Source organism: Aliivibrio wodanis (assembly GCF_052920805.1).
Genome location: NZ_JBREXA010000002.1, coordinates 1,190,017 through 1,207,974 on the forward strand (window position 1 = coordinate 1,190,017; position 17,958 = coordinate 1,207,974).

A 17,958-nucleotide genomic window follows, 5' to 3' on the forward strand; every position below is an offset into this window, starting at 1 on the left:
TATGCCAGAACAAGGTGGGCTTACTCAATGTTGGTTATCTGGGGTTCTTAAACACAGTGGTGCTCAAAAAGTCATTTGCTTTTTATCTCAAGCCTCGGGAACTCAACTGTTTAAAATGGCAGAAGGTTTCACACAAACAAATGGCGATAGCAAAATCAAACTCGTTTCTGTCGAGCAGAGCCAACACGCCAATCAACGTATTAATACAGACTATAGCGAATTCAATACCTTAACGCTTTGCATGAGTGAAGGACGTAATTTTAACCTTCATTTCAGCCAGTGTAGTGATGAAATTAAAGACACCCTATTTGATCATTCTGAACATTATTCACTCACTGATGGTGAAGTTGAATTCATGCCATTAAGAAATGCTCAAGGGCGTGTTTCAGGGGTATTGATGTTCTATTTTTCACGTTTTACTTGTTATCAAAAGAGCGACAGACAAACCATTAATACGCTTAATTCATTGGCAATTGATCGCTTAGCATTCGCCTTAAAAAACCAACATCATTCTTTGGAAGAAAAACTAGCTCCTCAATCACAATCGGCTCATATTCCTTCTGACTTAAATATCATTGGAGAAAGCCAAGCGATTAAAAACGTACGATTAACTATTTCTAAAGCACTGCATATAAATCGTAATGTGTTAGTTACTGGTGAAACCGGCAGTGGTAAAGAGCTAATAGCCAAAGCAATTCATCAATTTGGTAACCGAAGAAACGAGCCTTATATAATTCAAAATTGTGCATCTATTCCTGAACATCTATTAGAGAGTGAATTATTTGGTTACCAGAAAGGCGCATTTACTGGAGCCGATAGAGATTATATTGGATTAATTCGTTCAGCAGATAAAGGCATTCTATTTTTAGATGAAATTGGGGACATGCCATCCTCACTTCAAGCCAAATTGCTGCGCGTATTGGAAGAGAAAAAGGTACGCCCTCTTGGCTCAACCACTCTCTATGATGTTGATGTAAAGATTATTTCTGCAACTCATCAAGCATTAATAAAAAAAATAGAACTCGGTGAGTTTCGTCAAGATCTCTATTTCCGTTTAGCCCAATTTCCCATAGCGCTTCCTCCACTAAGAGAAAGAGATGGAGATATTGCGCTTCTTAGTCGCTTTTTTGCAGCTAATTACTCCCAAGAGCTTCACCAATCAACACCTGAATTAACTAAAGGTTTTCTCGAATATCTAACTACGTATTCATTTCCAGGCAATATTAGAGAATTAAAAAACATTATAGAGCGTTGCTGTATGGAAGATCCTGATACTCAACAATTAAATAAACCCATCATCAGCAAGGTGCTCAGCGATATTATGCTAATGACGCCTAAAAAACAGAAAGAAACAACACTCACAGGCAGTCTTTCTTCTCAAATAGAGCAGTTTGAAAAAACAGTACTGACGACTTATTTAGAAAAACATCAAGGACATTTACAAACAATTGCCAACCGACTCGAACTATCAAAAGGTTCACTCGATTATCGATTACGTAAATTTAATTTATCAGCAAAAGAATGGAGATACTAAGCATGTTGTTACGCTTTTCACTGATCACGACCCTACTTCTACTCTCAGCATGCAGTAATTACGATGACTATCGCCCTGTTGGTAATCCAGAACCACAAGAACAAATCACTTTAATTTCAGAGGAAGAATAAGATGGAATTAATTTTTGACATTATTCAATCACAAGATCTTCCTATGGATACTCTTCCTACTTTCACATTTAAAAAAGCCGGAGGGACTATAGGTCGAAGCAGCGATGCTGATTGGTATATTGCGGACTCTAAGCGCCAATTATCAAATATTCACGCCTCAATTAGTTTTGATAATGAACAATATTTCATTACTGATAGCAGCACTAATGGGACTTACCTAAACGGCCAAGAAGCTTCTTTAAATAATGGTGAGCTACATCCTATTTCTCATGGTGATGTATATGAACTTGGGTTTATCAAATTGAGAGCTCGCCTCCTCCAAGATCCAACTAATTATATTTCTCCTAATACGAATAATAATCCATCATTAGATCCATTAGCGAATCACGGAACAGAACAAGCCCCCTCTGTATTTGACATGATCCCTGATGATAGCTTTTTAAGTAATACTCCCATTGAAGAGTTACTCAATAGTGATGAAGATATCATTTTAAAACAAGTTGAAGAGACTATTCCTTCTCAATTGATCATGGATGATGCATTACTTAAAGAACAATTTATTTCACCAGTATTAAATGAAGACGTTATTAATGATGATATTGAATTAGAGCCTCAACAGATAAAACCCAAAGCAACCACACAATCAACATCAAATAGCTCAACTCATTTAAATTCATCTTCTCATATAGAACAAGCTCCTAGCAATAACGAGGCATATTTAGCAGCACTATCCAGAGGCCTAGGCATTGAGTTAGCTGATTTAGATGATCCAGAACAAACTTTATTTGAAATTGGGGCAGCTCTACGCAGCTCTATAAGTGGCATACAGCAACTGCTTCGTACTAGAACTGAAATGAAAAATAAGCTGACGGCGAACGCTACTACAATTCAAGCTCAAGGTAATAATCCAATCAAATTCAGCCACGATGTAAACGATGCACTCAATGTCATACTTCATCATAAACCAGGATACTTACAAGGTATTGAAGCTATCAATCAAAGCTGTAAAGACATTCAAGCAAATCAACTTGCTATTCATGATGCTTGCCAAAGCACTTTAGATACTCTTATTGAAAAACTGTCTCCTCAAACCTTAGTTTATCGATTTGTTCAAGAAGGCGTCCACAGTAAATTTGGTAAAGCCGATGCGCAATATTGGCAGTCATATATAAAATTACACGAAAAAATAAGCAAAGATCCAGATTGGAGAAATGCTCTATTAGAACAAGATTTTGCTAAACAATATGAAACTCAATTACAAATGCTCTCTGCTGCACTGCGTGTGTAATAGCTAATATATGAATGATTTAAAGGATGTAATCTAATGAAAAAATTGTTTCTTCTCGTTACCATATTTTTTTTGAATGCATGCAGCAGTGCTCCAGACCCGACTTATGTTGCGCTAACTCTTAACGCTTCAGCCAATCTAAACCCGGATCATGTAGATCGCCCCTCACCACTAGTAATTAGGGTCATTGAGATCTCATCAATCACTAGTTTTGAGAATGCTGAATTTTTTGATTTATACAATAATGCCCAATCAACTTTAGGTGCTGATTTTATCGCTGAAGAAGAGATGATTCTACGCCCTGGAGATCGGAAAACCATTAAATTACAACTCGATGCCAAAGGGCAATACCTTGCAATTATTGGGGCTTATCAACATATAGAAAATGCTAAATGGCATTACATATATACCGTTGAGCAAGAAGAAGCACAGAAGATCGAGCTCATTGCCACAGATAATGCCATTGTAAAATTAGAACGTGTGAAAAAAAAATCATCTTCACTAAAAAATAGCACTCGTATTTAGAGGGAAAATAAATGCAAAAAGTCATATGGAAAGAAGGCATGTTATTACGCCCTCAGCACTTTCAGCAAAATGATCGTTATTACCATAATCAGTTGCAAATAAGGACTCAACAACAGCATAGGTTTAATTGGGGATTTCATTCATTAAGTTTTGATACCCACCACCTATCCGTAGGTAAGATAGTGATCAGTCAAGCATCAGGGGTTCTTCCTGATGGGTCTTTATTTGATATTCAACATCAAACCACTCCTATCATATGGGAATCCAACGCGCCTGAAACAAATCTCAATCTTTACTTAGCTATTTCACTCTCAACGTTAAATAGCCCAGAAGCTCGTGAAGAAAAAGAAACAGAGATTAATACTCGCTACATTTCCTATGACCTGACTGTTGCTGATAATAATGCACAAGAACAAAACTTACAGACTATCAACTGTGGTGAACTCGATTTCCATATTATTACCGAGGATGAAATTGACAGCCATTGGGTAAAATTAAAATTATGTGAAATAAAACAAGTCACCCCCGAAGGAGCAATTCAACTAAACCCTCACTTCGAAGCTAGCTTTATTAATGGGCTTAACTCCTCTTTAGTTCATCGTGCTTTACGAGAGGTCCTCACATTACTTAGCCATAAAGCCGATATATTAGCAGAACGAATTACCCAATCAGGCCATGCAACATCTGAAATTGGAGATTTCTTACTACTACAATTGCTTAATAAGTACGAGCCTCAATTTCACTACCTAAACAAATGTAGGTCTTATCACCCTGAAGAACTATTCTTACTTTTAACTTCGCTACAAGGTGAATTATCCACCTATGACTCGACTCACCGAAGAGCAAATCTAGAGATAGCATATAACCATAAAGAACAAGGAGAATCTTTTGAAACTATTCTATTTCAGCTCCGTAAGCAACTAAATCAATCTTTAAAACAAAATGCATTTGAGATACCCCTTCAAAAAAGAAATCATGGTGTACTCATCGCTCCAATTTCAGACGAAAGTTTATTACAAGAAGCTACCTTTATTCTTGCGGCTCGTTCTCATACTGATGCAGAAAGCTTGCGTAAACAATTACCGCCACAACTTAAAGTAGGCCCCGTTGAAAAAATACGGAACTTAGTAAACTTGCAACTGCCAGGAATAACTTGTCGTTCTCTTTCTGTTGCTCCAAGACAGGTACCATTTCATGGTGACTACTGCTATTTCACATTAGATCTCAATGCTAATGATCGCTCTCAATTAGCTCAATCCGGGGGATTTGCCTTCCATATAGCAGGGGATTTCCCTGACTTATCTCTTTTCTTTTGGGCAATAAGGAATAGCTAAAATGAACAGCAGTAGCATGGATGATCGCACAGTCCTAATCACTCAAGAACCTAATCAAGTTAACCCAACTCTTACTCAAAATGTAGGGGCACCTAAATTCGACCAACTTCAAGACCGTATGGTTTATGCTGCTCGAATTAAACCTGAGGAATATAATTTTGCAGGAAATAATCCATTAATTAGTGCAGCCTCTTCTTTATTGTGTATTACCTGTGATTTAAAAAAAGAAAGCTATCAAGACATTGAACTCCTTAAACCCAAATTAGTTGAAGAGCTAAAATCTTTTGAGTTTCAAGCCCTTAATTCAGGAGTGGAAAATAACTATGTCGCACTATCACGCTACCTATTATGTACATTTGTTGACGAAATAATTGTAACTACCCCTTGGGGTGCTGAAAGTCATTGGGCTTCACAGAGTATGCTAAGTAGTTTTCATAATGAAACCTATGGTGGTGAAAAATTCTTCCTATTATTAGAAAAATTAAGTCGAAATCCAGCAAAATATCTAGACCTTCTAGAATTAATGTATTTATGCCTTAGTTTAGGATTTGAAGGGAAATATCGTGTTTTATCAAGAGGATTAATAGATCTCGAAGCGATTCGCGATTCACTGTACCGTCAAATTCGTTCTTTACGCAGTAGTGAAGAGTCTAGCTTGTCTCCTAATTGGTGGAACCTAAGCAAGTACAGCGTCACAAATTAACACGACAAACATCATGGATAGGCATTATTTGCGTTGTCGCTTTTTCTTTGTCTGCCATTTATGGCGGGTTTTACTATGTATTAAACCAACAGTCAGAGCATGTTATTCAAGTATTTCAACAGATTGAATTATAGGATTTTCACGGATGAAATCATTTTTTAGCTCACTATTTACTCTTTTTAAAAAAACATGGTGCTGGACTTTATTATGTAGCTTAGTTATTGCATTGCTAATCTGTTTGTTTGGTAAGCATATAGCTATTGCTAACATTCCATTAATTGAAACCACCACTGGTAAAATACTGACAGTTTTCATCTGCTTGTTACTATGGGGGGCCTTAAACCTTACCCTTTGGTGGCTAGAAAAGCGTGAAGCACAAAAAGAAGAAAATAGAGAAGCGTACGAAGCTGCACAATCTGAACTGGCTTACATACAAGAACACAGCTCCACCCTAAAAGAAAAACTAGACACAGCTATTGCGACTATCAAACGCGCAGGGTTATATGGAAAGCTCAATGGTAATGTTAAATATCAATTGCCTTGGTATATGGTCATTGGCCCACAAGATAGTGGCAAAACGACATTACTAGAATGCTCAGGCTTAGATTTTCCACTAAATCAAACCGATGGGCACTACACCAGAGATATTCAAAATAGCCAATACTGTGAATGGTACTTTGCTAATCATGCTGTTCTACTAGATGCTGCGGGGCGTTTTTTTGACCAACATGAGCACCAACTTAGTAAACCTATTTGGAATCGATTCTTAAAATCCTTACGAAACAAACGTCGTCGTCGCCCAATTAACGGCGTAATTTTAACAATAGACATTACTACATTGCAGGCTCCTGATGAAAGTAGCATAGAACTTCAAGCTCGTTATGTTAGAGAGCGTTTGCAAGAACTAAGGCATGAATTAAGTTCAGATATGCCCATCTATTTTCTTTTAACTAAAATGGATAAAGTAGAAGGTTTTGAACCTTTCTTTGCCTCTCTTTCTCGCGAAGAAATGGATCAAGTTTTTGGTATTACCTTTAACGAAGGAGAAGGACAACAAGCAGATAAAATAAAACAGGAATTTGAAAAGCTTATTTTACGAGTTGATTCACAGGTTATGTCACGCTTACATGATGAGCGCGATGTAATGAAAAGAGCTGAGCTATTGCAGTTTCCAAGGCAGCTGAGTTTTCTTGCAGAGCGTCTTGCTCTATTTTCTGAACTCGCCTTTACTAAAACACGTTATCACCAGGCATCACATCTACGTGGATTGTATTTAACCTCAGTGCCTGCACCTACTAATATTCAAGCCGACTCAACTACCTCTAATATCGGAAAAAATATTGGTATTAGTTCTCGAGTATTACCCACTTATCAACATCAACGAGGTTTCTTTATTCGTAAGCTCCTAGATGAAGTTATTTTTCCAAATAGTGAGTTAGCAACACTCGATCAGCATTATGAGAAAAAGATAAAACTAAAAAATATAGCAATTTATGCAGCCTCTTTTACTCTTGTTATTGGATTTGGTTCATTATGGGCTACAAGTTTTTTAACTAACCATCATAAGCAGCAACAATTACTCGCTTTAACTCAAGATTATAATCAAAATATCGTACATTTATCACCTTTAGCCCCCTCAATTGAGCTATTACCCACTCTTAATGCTCTATTAAAAGCGACTCAAATCTATCCTGAAAACAATAATGCCTTTTCAGAAGAAATCTCAGGTCTTCAGCAGGGTCAAAAATTAAGAATCGCAGCAGAAAATGCTTATCAACAACAATTAATTACTCTTCTTCTTCCAAAAGTGACAGGGGAACTTGAACATCAGGTCACAAATAATCAAGAAAACCGAGAATTTCTAACGCCTTCATTACGCGCCTACTTAATGTTAAATCTACATGAACATTTAGACAAAGATTATTTAAAACAATGGATGGGGCTACATTGGTCTTATCTATACAGTGGCTCAGCAACCGAGCAAAACTCACTACAAACTCATTTCTCAAATCTATTAAACATTGGTTTCGAACCAGTATTGCTCAACGATAATTTGGTTGCTAAATCTCGCAAATACCTTAGAGAGGCTGATATTTCAGAAGTGGTTTATCAGCAATTAAAACAAGATGCAAAAGAAATAGATTTACGAGATATTAAACTAGGTGATTATTTAGGAGTAAACCAAAGTATCTTTAATAACACCACTAGCGTTATCCCTGGCTTATATACACAAAAAGGCTATCAAAGCGTCTTCTTAAGTAAAGGGTTAGATCAAGTAAAACAACTAATCGATGAGAATTGGGTGATAGGTTTATCCAGTGATTTAAGTACTAACGAAATTCGTTCTCTTTACGCTAAAGTGGAAGACTTATATTTCCACGACTATATCCGCTATTGGAAAGAAGCGGTTGACCAATTACAAATTAAACCATCTAAAAATATAGATGAAGCAATATTGCAGATATCGAATATTACTGGTTCAAGTCAACCAATTTTAAAGCTACTTAATTTAATCCGCGAAAACACAACTTTTATAGACCAAACTCAATTAGCTTCAAGCGCTGTAGAAGTGACAAAGAAACTACCAGTTAGCACTAAGCTAAAAAAGGTAGCCTCACTTGGATTACACAGTGTTGAGGAGCGATCACAAAGTGCGAGAAAAGCAGTAAGTAATCAATTTGAGCCCCTTAATTTACTTTTAACCGATAAGGCACAAGCAACAATCCCTCTTGAAGATGCACTTGTTGTAATCAACGAGTTAAGTGGGCGGCTTTCTATGGTTAAGTTCTCCCCAAACCCTGAACTTTCAGCATTCAAAATTGCACGAGATCGGATGCAAGGGATCCCCAATGAGTTAAACGACATTCGAGTTATGGCTGAAACATTACCTCAACCTCTACAACAATGGTGGAAACAGCTTTCTAATAATGCTTGGGGGATTGTATTAAATCACTCAAGAGAACACGTTCAAATGGCATATCACGATAAAGTAGTAAACCATTACGCTATTGCCCTCTCTGGTCGTTATCCATTTAAAAATAGTAATCAAGACGTAAATATTGCTGATTTTGATGAGTTTTTTCAAAATGGAGGCATTCTAGATAACTTTTTTGAAGCTTATCTTGCCTCATTTGTAAATAAACAAAAAGGAACATTTACACAAAAAACCTTACATGGCCATTCACTCGGACTATCTAAGTCCTTTTTGAATCAGTACAGCTATGGATTAACGATTCAAAAAATGTTTTATGGCTCTAAAGGTAAAGAAGCCAATGTTTCTTTTCGTATTGCTCCGTTTGAGCTTGATGCTAGCGCACTTCAATCCACTTTTTACTATGGTAAAAATAAATTTGCATATCGTCATGGTCCAATTCAGAAAAAAAGCTTTACGTGGCCTATAACCAATCAACGCCAATACGTTAGCTTTGTTCTTCAAGATTTAAGCGGTGCTAAAGTTGTTAATCAACAAAACTCTGGTCCATGGGCATTTTTCCGAGTATTAGATAAATTTAACGTCAATAAATACCGTGGTCATGATGTCATTAAGTTAGATCTTGAAAATAAAGGAATGAAAGCAAAATACTTAATTTACAGTGATCGCACTCCAAACCCATTTAATCGTAAGCTCTTAAGTAGTTTTTATCTTCCAAAAAGGATTAATGGATGAGTCCACAATTTCAAACTGCTTATTTTTCAGAAGAAGGAAAAGTAAGGGATAAAAATGAAGATGCTATTTTATCCTTTACAGATCAGCGAATCTGGATTGTTGCAGATGGTATGGGAGGTTATGAATACGGTGAGATTGCAAGTAACATGATCACCGACGCTTTCCGTTCTGAATTATTATATGGCACTTTAGAACAGAAAATTGAGAAAGCAAAACGTATACTATTCAAAGTAAACCATCATTTAAGTCAAGAAAAAACCCTTTCTCACTGCGCTATTATTGGCAGTACTGTTTGCATGCTGATAGCTCAGAATGGTCATATTGCTTGTATATGGGCAGGTGATTCACGTTGTTATTTATTTAGACATAATAAGCTTTATCAAATATCCAAGGATCATACTCGCCAACAACATGGCAAAGAAGCATTAACTCAAGCGATAGGGATGGGAACGAACCTGCTAATTGAGCACTGTATTATTCCATTACAACATCAAGATACATTTCTACTTTCTAGTGATGGCGTTCATAAATATTTGGCAAATTCAATGATAGAGGCATGTATGGCTCTGCCTACGGCATTAAAAGGGTGCTACCACTTAAAAGAGCAAGTATTACTTACCGAAGCTAATGATAACCTATCAGCTATCATAATTAAGGCAAACCAATGACGGAGTTAAATATTGATCATTTTTTGGCGACCGAACCTGAAATAAAAACACCAGAAATATCACTAGAAAATAACCTAAAGCCATTACCTAAAATAGTTAATAATCGTTATAAAATATTACGCGTTTTAGGCATTGGCGGTATGGGTGTTGTTTATCAAGTAGACGACCTATTACTAAAAAGTATTGGGGTGCCTCAAAGTGAAATGGCTTTAAAAATACTAAATAGTGAAGTGTCTGTATTTAATGATTCAGATCTGCTTTTAGTAAATGAATATGTACAAGCGAATCAGTTGCATCATCCAAATATTGTTCCAATACAACATTTAGCATTATGCGATGAATCTCAACGAGGGTTTCTTGTCATGCCTATGATCAAAGGAGAGTTACTTTCTTTATTACTTGATTCGCCTTTTGAGAACATCCCTGATGAACACCGATTAAAGTACGCTGTTACCTTAATTAATTGCGTAAATCATTGCCATAAACAAAAGGTGATTCATGGTGATTTAAAACCTAGTAATATTCTGATTGCAGACAGTAATGAACTGTATCTCTTTGATTTTAGTATTAGTAGAAATATAAATTCTGATAAGAACAATTTTACGGTAAACTTTAATCAAGTTCACGCTTGGAGTAGTGATTATGCTGCACCAGAGGTACTTCAAGGCAACGCTCCAACCATTAAAAGTGATCTCTACTCTCTTGCCATTTTACTTTATAAACTACTACTTAAAACTCACCCATACCAACAAAATGAAAAAATGTTAGAAGTCAGAAATAAGGAGCAACAGAAGCTACATCAACTGCTGTTACAAGGTATGGCTCCTGTACCTGCTGAGCGAATACTAAATTTTAAAGCTTTAATACTCTTATTCAAAGAAATGAAAAAAAATCTATCTTCAGATAAAAAAATAGCTATTTTACAAAAAGTTGCTTCTGTATTCTCAATGAATAAAAATAAATCTTAGGCTATTTGTTCCATATCATCAGTACTGAAACAAGATATCTGATTACGACCTGCTGTCTTTGAATCATATAAGGCTAAGTCAGCACGTTTGTAACTTGCTTCACTACTATTACAAATATCAGTTACCCCACCACTTATAGAAACTTTAACTTCATCATATAAACTGACAGCGGCACGTAATCGGTTTAAAATAACTTCTGCTTCTTGCAATTGGGTATTAGGTAAAATAACTGCAAACTCCTCACCACCAATACGAGCAACAAAATCAGATTTTCGGCTCTCTGAACGTAAAATTTCTCCTACTTTAATGATTACTTTATCCCCTACATCATGACCATATTTATCATTTACACGTTTAAAGTGATCGATATCGACAATAGCTAAACAAGAAGTAGCAAACTCTTTTATTAGAGACCCATCACCAATAGTTTCTGAAAACTCTCGTTCAAATTTACGACGGTTCCAACATTGAGTTAATGAATCTCTTTCACTCAGCTCTCGAAGACGATTTTCTAATTCTTTACGAGCAGTAATATCGACAAAAGAAGCAATGTAATACTCCATTTTTCTATCTTTACTCAAAATAGCTTGAATACGTAAGATCTCAGTTAGTAAGGAACCATCTTTTCTTTTATTTGTAACCTCTCCTTGCCACAGTCCCTCATCCCTAATCGTCTCCCACATTCGAGAATAAAAGGCTTTATCATGATAACCAGATTGAAATATAGAAGGCGATTTGCCTAGCACTTCACTCTCATGCCAGCCACTCAAGCGAGTAAACTCATCATTTACTTTAATAATTCGGTTTTTTTTATCGGTAATAACAATTGCTGACATACCATTTAATGCAGCTAAAGCTAATTGGCTTTCTAGACTTGTTGTTCTATGTTTTGCAATATAACGAGCAATAATCGCAGATAAAAACACGATCAACAGCATGGTTACTATAGCTTCATATTTAATCAATAGTAGATCGCCATTTGATGCTTCAAATTTTATATCTTTATTACAACTTAATAGTAAATACATGGTACTGCTATCAAATTCTCCACCTAGTGTGAGCTTAGAATATGAATAATATTCATCACCTTTAACAAACTCTCCCTCACTAGTCTGTTTCATTAAATCCCATAATTTAGGCATTTCAATTAAGATATTATAACTATCTCGCTCAGAAATAAGGTGTCCTAATGTTTTCCTTCGATCTTTTGAGGCTAAATAGTAACCAGCTTCGTTAATGAACTCGATTTTGTAACCATCATCTATTGAATGCTCAACTTGCGCTACAATTCCATACACATTCAAATTAAAAAATAAATGACCTTTACGCTCTCCATGTATTTCTACGGGTGTAAATATACGTAATGAAGGCTGAGGAGGCATAACAACCTCACCATATTCTTTCTCTAAATCTATTCCAAAGAAGCCTAAATTGCCGGCTTTAAGTGTCTTAGCGTAAATAAAGTAATCGCGTAATGATTTGTTCTGTAATTTAGGTATTGGAACTATTGAGATTTCACCATCAATATCATCTACACGAGCGACCTCTTGCCCTTCAGTATCAATAAAACGAACTTGGGAAATATAAGAGTAATTAGTGGCAGTTAAAGACAATAGTCCTTCTAAAATCGCTCTATTTTTGATAGAAGGAGATTCAATAAATTGCAGTAAAACACGGCTATCAGACAAGAGCTTTAATGAGGTACCCAACTCAGAAGCGATTGAGTTAACCTCTTTTTTACTGTAGACAAGTTGATGTGTCGCTTCTATTTGTCTTTCATTATGAATTGAGTTTAACTCAGTACTATACTGTTTATTAAAGTATAGGATTGGCGTTATACCAATCAACAAGAAAGTAATAACGAAATATTGAATTTGTTTGAGATGAATTCGATTAATCAAAATTAGGCCAACGATTATTTTTATAATTTTATTTTTCGCTATATTCTAACAAATAATCAAAAAATATTAGTGATCATACTCTAATAACCCTCATAAATGTGTTGCTTAATTGTTTTGTATTTTGACGTCATTTTAATGTCACTCATACCTTATCTCCAGTACAGTGATACATTGAAACTGTATTCTCATACAGGTACTGAATGATTAATGAACACAAATAATCATTAATATCATATTTCGGGCATTTATTAATCACTTGATTGTTTTTTTACTTTTTCTTCTTGCAATATACCTAAGGTTATTCAATAATCATCTCGTTCTCAGGAACAACAGAATCTATGGAGGCCCTGGTCCTCCCGCAACACTAACTCGTGAACTCGGTCAGGCCTGGAAGGGAGCAGCCGCAGCGGGCGACGTGTGTGCCGGGATGTGGCTGGGGCTTCCACCCAACTGACGTTTGCAAAATTACTCATATCGATACCCCCTCTAATATACTAAATCCCTTAAAGCACTAAATTCTAATAGACATAACTCTTTAATCATTCTTTTTGATTAATATCACTGATAACGTCGAAAAACGTATGAATGAAGCACTTAACAAAGCCAATAGAATTATTTTCTGACGTTGCTTAAAATATAAGAGCCTCGAAAGCACACCTTCTGATTAGTTAAAGATCAGCCTCTCCCATCACTCCTAATCTCAAGATAAAAGATCTTAAAATCTCAATCAATCTCACACATTTTTTTAAGTATACTTACTCATTCAAGTAAATTTGTTAATTACTTCCATATAATTCATTAACCTAGTTTATATATCTACTCATTAAGATCACTATCATTTATTACTGAATTTACTATTAGAGAGCAGTATGCTTATTCAAAAGAATGGGATCTTTTTATGCTTAGCCACCTTGTTTATCAGCGGCTGCAATGACAAATTAGACATTACATTCAATCAAAGTGTTGGTTTGGTTGAAGAAACAGAAATTGAAATAACAGAGGCATTAAAAGGCATTGCGATTATTGATAATTTTGAATGGAGAAACAAACCGAGTGATTACTCTGAAGGTGAAGACAGAGTAACATGGTATAAAGTTAGACTAGAAATGAGCGCAGATGAACTTAATCCTAACTATTCTATTCCACAAATATCCAAAATAATTAAGAATCACTTCGCTTATCAAGAGCAGGACATCACTCTTACCATTGATATTTTTGAAAAGAATAAACAAATATTAAAAACATTAGCCATAGAGGAAGGCGTTCAGATAGCCACAAAACTTGATTGGAAAAAAGCCAGAACTAATATTTTTTACTTTGATATTGATAAAGAGACATTTAGCTACCAATCAAAACGTAATTTTGTTTGTGCTATCAGTGTACCTCTTAAAACTAAGATACCCACTCTTACCTATCAATATCATCAAAAGCCCGAACTAGACGGCATTGAGATTATTAGGGCAAATAACGACAACCAAAATAATTTAACTTTTGAGGCGTTAAACCTCAAAAAACTCACGGGCTTACCAGTTGATGATGATCTCTTTACAATAAAACTGCAGTCGACATCGGCTAGTGGCGAGAAATATGGAAAAGCCTTTTTAATATTTAAACATCTCGGAGATACTAGATTCAATAAATATGCAATATATGACAATGTAAGCGTGCCTGATAATGCTACAAAAGAAATGTGTGAGGAGCTATTAAAGGTAAGTACTAATTCTAATCTTTTTGGTGCTGCAGGTCACTTTACTGCAAATGGGAATATTAGATCTATCAGAATGGTATATTAATTTAGCGTATAGTATTAACCAGACAGCAGCATAGTAAATGAGCAACCTTGCTACAAAAATCAATGTAACTTTGTTTACTAACATTGGTTTTATTGCGATCTGCCCTGTAATTTATAAATCACTTCTAGCGCATTTTTTTTTCTATTCTAATCTTAATTCACATCAATTAAAAAGATGGTTGATGTCTTTTGAATTACCTTTAAGGATATGAAATGGAACATTCAAATTTAACAAAAAAACATAATTATAAATTTGCTCTCTCTACTCTCACACTCTCTTGTTTAATGGCATTTAATGCACAAGCTTCGGTTAATTGTGATCCACTTTTAGCATGGGATGCTGGGACGGTATACAATGGTGGAGAAGAAGTAAAACAAGGAAATAATGCTTATAAAGCAAAGTATTGGACTCAAAATAATGACCCTGCCACCGCAGGGCAATGGGGTGCATGGCAAGATTTAGGTGTATGTTCAGGAGAAGCGATTAACGTTGCACCAAATGTTGATTTAACCTCTCCTAGCGTGACTGATAACATTACAACGGGAGATGTTGTCACATTAACCGCTTCAGCGGCTGACAGTGATGGCTCTGTTGCTCTTGTTGAATTTTCCGTTGATGGCGTTATTATTTCTTCAGTAACAACCTCCCCTTATAGTGCGATTTGGACAGCTACTGAGGGTAATCATACCTTTAGCGCTCAATCTTATGATGATAAAGGTGCTGTTAGTCTCATTAGTTCAGTCTCAGTTAATGTGGCAAACGTGCCTACTGATAATGCCGCACCAACAGCGAGCCTTAGTTTATCAGCATCAAGTGTTGAACTTGGGGCAACGGTTACCTTAACAGCTGACGCCTCCGATTCTGATGGCACTGTCGATAAAGTTGATTTCTATATAAATAATGCGCTTGTCGGCACTGCAGCAACAGCTCCTTATGTTCTTCAATATAAAACGACAACTGCTGGTTCACTTTCTGTTTATGCGAAAGCAACGGATAATTTAGGCGCAGTTGCCAACTCAGTGGCTGCCACATTAACCGTAACTAGCTCTCTTCCTATTGCTGACAATTGTCGCCCTGATGGTTTATACCAAACAGAAGGCGTTAATGTTCCTTATTGTACAACTTATGATAAAGAAGGCCGTGAATTAATGGGAGCGGATCACCCTCGTCGTGTGATTGGCTACTTTACAAGTTGGCGTGATGGTGGCGATGAACAAAACAGCTACCTAGTTAAAGATATCCCTTGGGAACAATTAACACACATCAACTATGCATTCGTAAGTATTGGCTCTGACGGAAAAGTGAATGTTGGTGATGTAAACGATCCAAATAATGCAGCAACAGGTAAAGAATGGGCAGGTGTAGAAATTGACCCAACTCTTGGCTTTAAAGGCCACTTTGGTGCGTTAGCAACTGCAAAAGAGAAACACGGCGTTAAAACATTAATTTCTATTGGTGGATGGGCTGAAACAGGCGGCCACTTCGGCGCAGATGGTAATCGTGTTGCTGATGGTGGCTTCTATAGCATGACAACCAATGCCGATGGCAGCATCAACCACGCAGGTATTGAGAAATTTGCAGCATCTGCTGTTGAAATGATGCTTAAATACAAATTTGATGGTTTAGATATTGATTACGAATACCCGACTTCTATGGCTGGTGCTGGTAATCCAGACGATAAAGCGTTCATGGAACCTCGCCGTCAATATTTATGGGCATCGTACCAAATATTAATGAAAACACTACGTGAAAAACTAGATGCTGTTTCAGCTCAAGATGGACAACATTATATGCTGACCATTGCTGCACCATCTTCAGGTTATTTATTACGTGGTATGGAAACCTTTGATGTTACTCAGTACCTAGATTACGTCAATATCATGTCTTACGATTTACACGGTGCATGGAATGATCACGTAGGCCACAACGCCGCATTATATGACACAGGTAAAGATTCAGAACTGGCTCAGTGGAATGTTTATGGCACAGCAGCTTATGGTGGTATTGGTTACTTAAATACCGATTGGGCTTACCATTATTTCCGTGGTTCTATGCCAGCTGGTCGTATCAATATCGGTGTTCCTTATTATACTCGTGGTTGGCAAGGCGTTACAGGTGGTGACAATGGTCTATGGGGCCGCGCACCATTACCTGATCAAACTAAATGTGACGCAGGAACTGGCGAAGGCGAGAAAAATAACTGTGGTTACGGTGCTCTAGGTATCGATAACATGTGGCATGATAAAAACTCATACGGGCAAGAAATGGGCGCAGGCTCTAATCCTATGTGGCATGCTAAAAACCTTCAAGAAGGCATCTTTGGCTCTTACGCTAATATTTACGGTTTAGATCCTGTAAATGACCCTGCTGACCAATTAGTAGGGACTTATACTCGTCATTACGATAATGTCGCAGTTGCTCCTTGGCTATGGAATGCAGAGAAAAAAGTCTTCTTATCAACAGAAGATAAAGCTTCAATTAATGTAAAAGCTGACTATGTCATCGATAAAGAAATCGGTGGTATCATGTTCTGGGAACTAGCAGGCGATTATAGCTGTTATGTTCTTGATGCAAATGGTAAACGTACCTCTGTAGATGCTACTGAAGCTGCTTGTCAAACAGGAAATGGTGAGTACCATATGGGTAATACCATGACAAAAGCTATTTACGAGAAGTTTAAGTCTGCAACTCCATACGGCAATACTGTCGCTACTGGAGCGATTCCAACGGAAACCGTTAATATTGCTGTGAATGTCGGCGGATTTAAGGTTGGTGACAAAAACTACCCAATTAATCCGAAAGTTACATTCACCAATAATACTGGCCAAGATCTTCCTGGTGGAACAGAGTTCCAATTTGATATTCCAGTTTCTGCGCCTGATAACGCAAAAGATCAATCTGGTGGTGGCTTACAAGTCATCGCATCTGGTCATACACGTGCAGATAATGTTGGTGGCTTAGATGGCACAATGCATCGTGTTGCATTTACTCTTCCAGCTTGGAAAGCGCTTCCTGCAGGTGCTGTTTATGAACTAGATATGGTGTATTACCTACCAATTTCTGGTCCTGCAAATTACTCTGTTAAAATAAATAACACAGAGTATGCGTTTAGCTTTGAACAACCTGATTTACCTTTAGCTGATTTATCAGCTGGTGGAAACCCGGGTGGTGGCGATAATGGTGGAAACCCTGATCCAGGTTGTGATGCCGCAGGTGTCGTTACTTATCCGGATCTTCCACAAAAAGATTGGGCAGGCAACCCTAGCCATGCGAATACCGGAGATAAAGTCATTCACAACAATGTAATTTATCAGGCAAACTGGTGGACAGCAGCGGTACCGGGAAGTGATGGTAGCTGGACTAAAGTATGTAACCTTTAACTTTTATCGTTATTAATGAAATAATAAAACGAACAGCAACCACTTGCTGTTCGTTTTTTATTTAAG

The 17,958-nt window shown here is 36.8% G+C and carries 12 protein-coding genes and 1 other RNA gene; 12 read left to right on the plus strand and 1 reads right to left on the minus strand.

Annotated elements, in window-relative coordinates:
• Position 1: 1 nt before the first annotated feature.
• From ACU5DF_RS13330 to ACU5DF_RS13370, 9 genes are all read left to right on the plus strand, one after another.
• Complete coding sequence (locus ACU5DF_RS13330) at positions 2 to 1,534, plus strand: sigma-54 interaction domain-containing protein (RefSeq protein ID WP_446713229.1); 1,533 nt, start codon at positions 2 to 4, stop codon at positions 1,532 to 1,534.
• A gap of 2 nt (positions 1,535 to 1,536) precedes the next feature.
• A complete protein-coding gene (locus tag ACU5DF_RS13335; protein ID WP_446713230.1) occupies positions 1,537 to 1,665 on the plus strand; it encodes a hypothetical protein in 129 nt (42 codons plus the stop codon).
• Position 1,666: 1 nt separating this feature from the next.
• Positions 1,667 to 2,953, plus strand: a complete 1,287-nt coding sequence (tagH, locus tag ACU5DF_RS13340) for a type VI secretion system-associated FHA domain protein TagH (RefSeq protein ID WP_446713231.1) — start codon at positions 1,667 to 1,669, stop codon at positions 2,951 to 2,953.
• A 36-nt stretch (positions 2,954 to 2,989) separates the two neighbouring features.
• The gene (gene tssJ, locus ACU5DF_RS13345) at positions 2,990 to 3,478 is read left to right on the plus strand and encodes a type VI secretion system lipoprotein TssJ (RefSeq protein WP_446713232.1); all 489 of its coding nucleotides are present in this window, start codon (positions 2,990 to 2,992) and stop codon (positions 3,476 to 3,478) included.
• An 11-nt stretch (positions 3,479 to 3,489) separates the two neighbouring features.
• Entirely contained in the window at positions 3,490 to 4,812 is a 1,323-nt protein-coding gene (gene tssK / locus ACU5DF_RS13350; protein WP_446713233.1) for a type VI secretion system baseplate subunit TssK, read from the plus strand.
• Between the two features lies 1 nt (position 4,813).
• Positions 4,814 to 5,515 (plus strand): type IVB secretion system protein IcmH/DotU, encoded by a 702-nt coding sequence (gene icmH / locus ACU5DF_RS13355; protein WP_446713234.1) that lies wholly within the window; start codon positions 4,814 to 4,816, stop codon positions 5,513 to 5,515.
• Between the two features lie 145 nt (positions 5,516 to 5,660).
• Positions 5,661 to 9,182, plus strand: a complete 3,522-nt coding sequence (tssM, locus tag ACU5DF_RS13360) for a type VI secretion system membrane subunit TssM (protein ID WP_446713235.1) — start codon at positions 5,661 to 5,663, stop codon at positions 9,180 to 9,182.
• On the plus strand, positions 9,179 to 9,850 hold the full coding sequence (locus ACU5DF_RS13365; RefSeq protein ID WP_446713236.1) for a PP2C family protein-serine/threonine phosphatase: 672 nt from the start codon (positions 9,179 to 9,181) through the stop codon (positions 9,848 to 9,850). Before tssM ends, ACU5DF_RS13365 begins: the two co-directional genes overlap by 4 nt.
• Entirely contained in the window at positions 9,847 to 10,818 is a 972-nt protein-coding gene (locus ACU5DF_RS13370; RefSeq protein WP_446713237.1) for a protein kinase domain-containing protein, read from the plus strand. Before ACU5DF_RS13365 ends, ACU5DF_RS13370 begins: the two co-directional genes overlap by 4 nt.
• Here ACU5DF_RS13370 and ACU5DF_RS13375 read toward each other — a convergent pair.
• Positions 10,815 to 12,719, minus strand: a complete 1,905-nt coding sequence (locus tag ACU5DF_RS13375; RefSeq protein ID WP_446713238.1) for a sensor domain-containing diguanylate cyclase — start codon at positions 12,717 to 12,719, stop codon at positions 10,815 to 10,817. The genes ACU5DF_RS13370 and ACU5DF_RS13375 overlap by 4 nt on opposite strands.
• Positions 12,720 to 13,064: 345 nt before the next feature.
• Between ACU5DF_RS13375 and ffs the strand changes: the two genes are divergently transcribed.
• The 3 genes from ffs (at position 13,065) to ACU5DF_RS13390 (ending at position 17,892) form a co-directional block, all read left to right on the plus strand.
• Positions 13,065 to 13,161, plus strand: an RNA gene (ffs, locus tag ACU5DF_RS13380) — signal recognition particle sRNA small type.
• A gap of 427 nt (positions 13,162 to 13,588) precedes the next feature.
• Positions 13,589 to 14,512 (plus strand): hypothetical protein, encoded by a 924-nt coding sequence (locus ACU5DF_RS13385; protein ID WP_446713239.1) that lies wholly within the window; start codon positions 13,589 to 13,591, stop codon positions 14,510 to 14,512.
• 212 nt (positions 14,513 to 14,724) lie between these two features.
• Positions 14,725 to 17,892: a chitinase C-terminal domain-containing protein gene (locus tag ACU5DF_RS13390; protein WP_446713240.1), complete on the plus strand. Its 3,168-nt coding sequence runs from the start codon at positions 14,725 to 14,727 to the stop codon at positions 17,890 to 17,892.
• The last annotated feature ends 66 nt before the right edge of the window (positions 17,893 to 17,958 follow it).

Bases quoted from the DNA above. Each gene is read 5' to 3' on its own strand.
- ACU5DF_RS13330 (WP_446713229.1), top strand. From the start codon at position 2: ATGCCAGAACAAGGTGGGCTTACTCAATGTTGGTTATCTGGGGTTCTT.
- ACU5DF_RS13335 (WP_446713230.1), top strand. From the start codon at position 1,537: ATGTTGTTACGCTTTTCACTGATCACGACCCTACTTCTACTCTCAGCA.
- tagH (WP_446713231.1), top strand. From the start codon at position 1,667: ATGGAATTAATTTTTGACATTATTCAATCACAAGATCTTCCTATGGAT.
- tssJ (WP_446713232.1), top strand. From the start codon at position 2,990: ATGAAAAAATTGTTTCTTCTCGTTACCATATTTTTTTTGAATGCATGC.
- tssK (WP_446713233.1), top strand. From the start codon at position 3,490: ATGCAAAAAGTCATATGGAAAGAAGGCATGTTATTACGCCCTCAGCAC.
- icmH (WP_446713234.1), top strand. From the start codon at position 4,814: ATGAACAGCAGTAGCATGGATGATCGCACAGTCCTAATCACTCAAGAA.
- tssM (WP_446713235.1), top strand. From the start codon at position 5,661: ATGAAATCATTTTTTAGCTCACTATTTACTCTTTTTAAAAAAACATGG.
- ACU5DF_RS13365 (WP_446713236.1), top strand. From the start codon at position 9,179: ATGAGTCCACAATTTCAAACTGCTTATTTTTCAGAAGAAGGAAAAGTA.
- ACU5DF_RS13370 (WP_446713237.1), top strand. From the start codon at position 9,847: ATGACGGAGTTAAATATTGATCATTTTTTGGCGACCGAACCTGAAATA.
- ACU5DF_RS13385 (WP_446713239.1), top strand. From the start codon at position 13,589: ATGCTTATTCAAAAGAATGGGATCTTTTTATGCTTAGCCACCTTGTTT.
- ACU5DF_RS13390 (WP_446713240.1), top strand. From the start codon at position 14,725: ATGGAACATTCAAATTTAACAAAAAAACATAATTATAAATTTGCTCTC.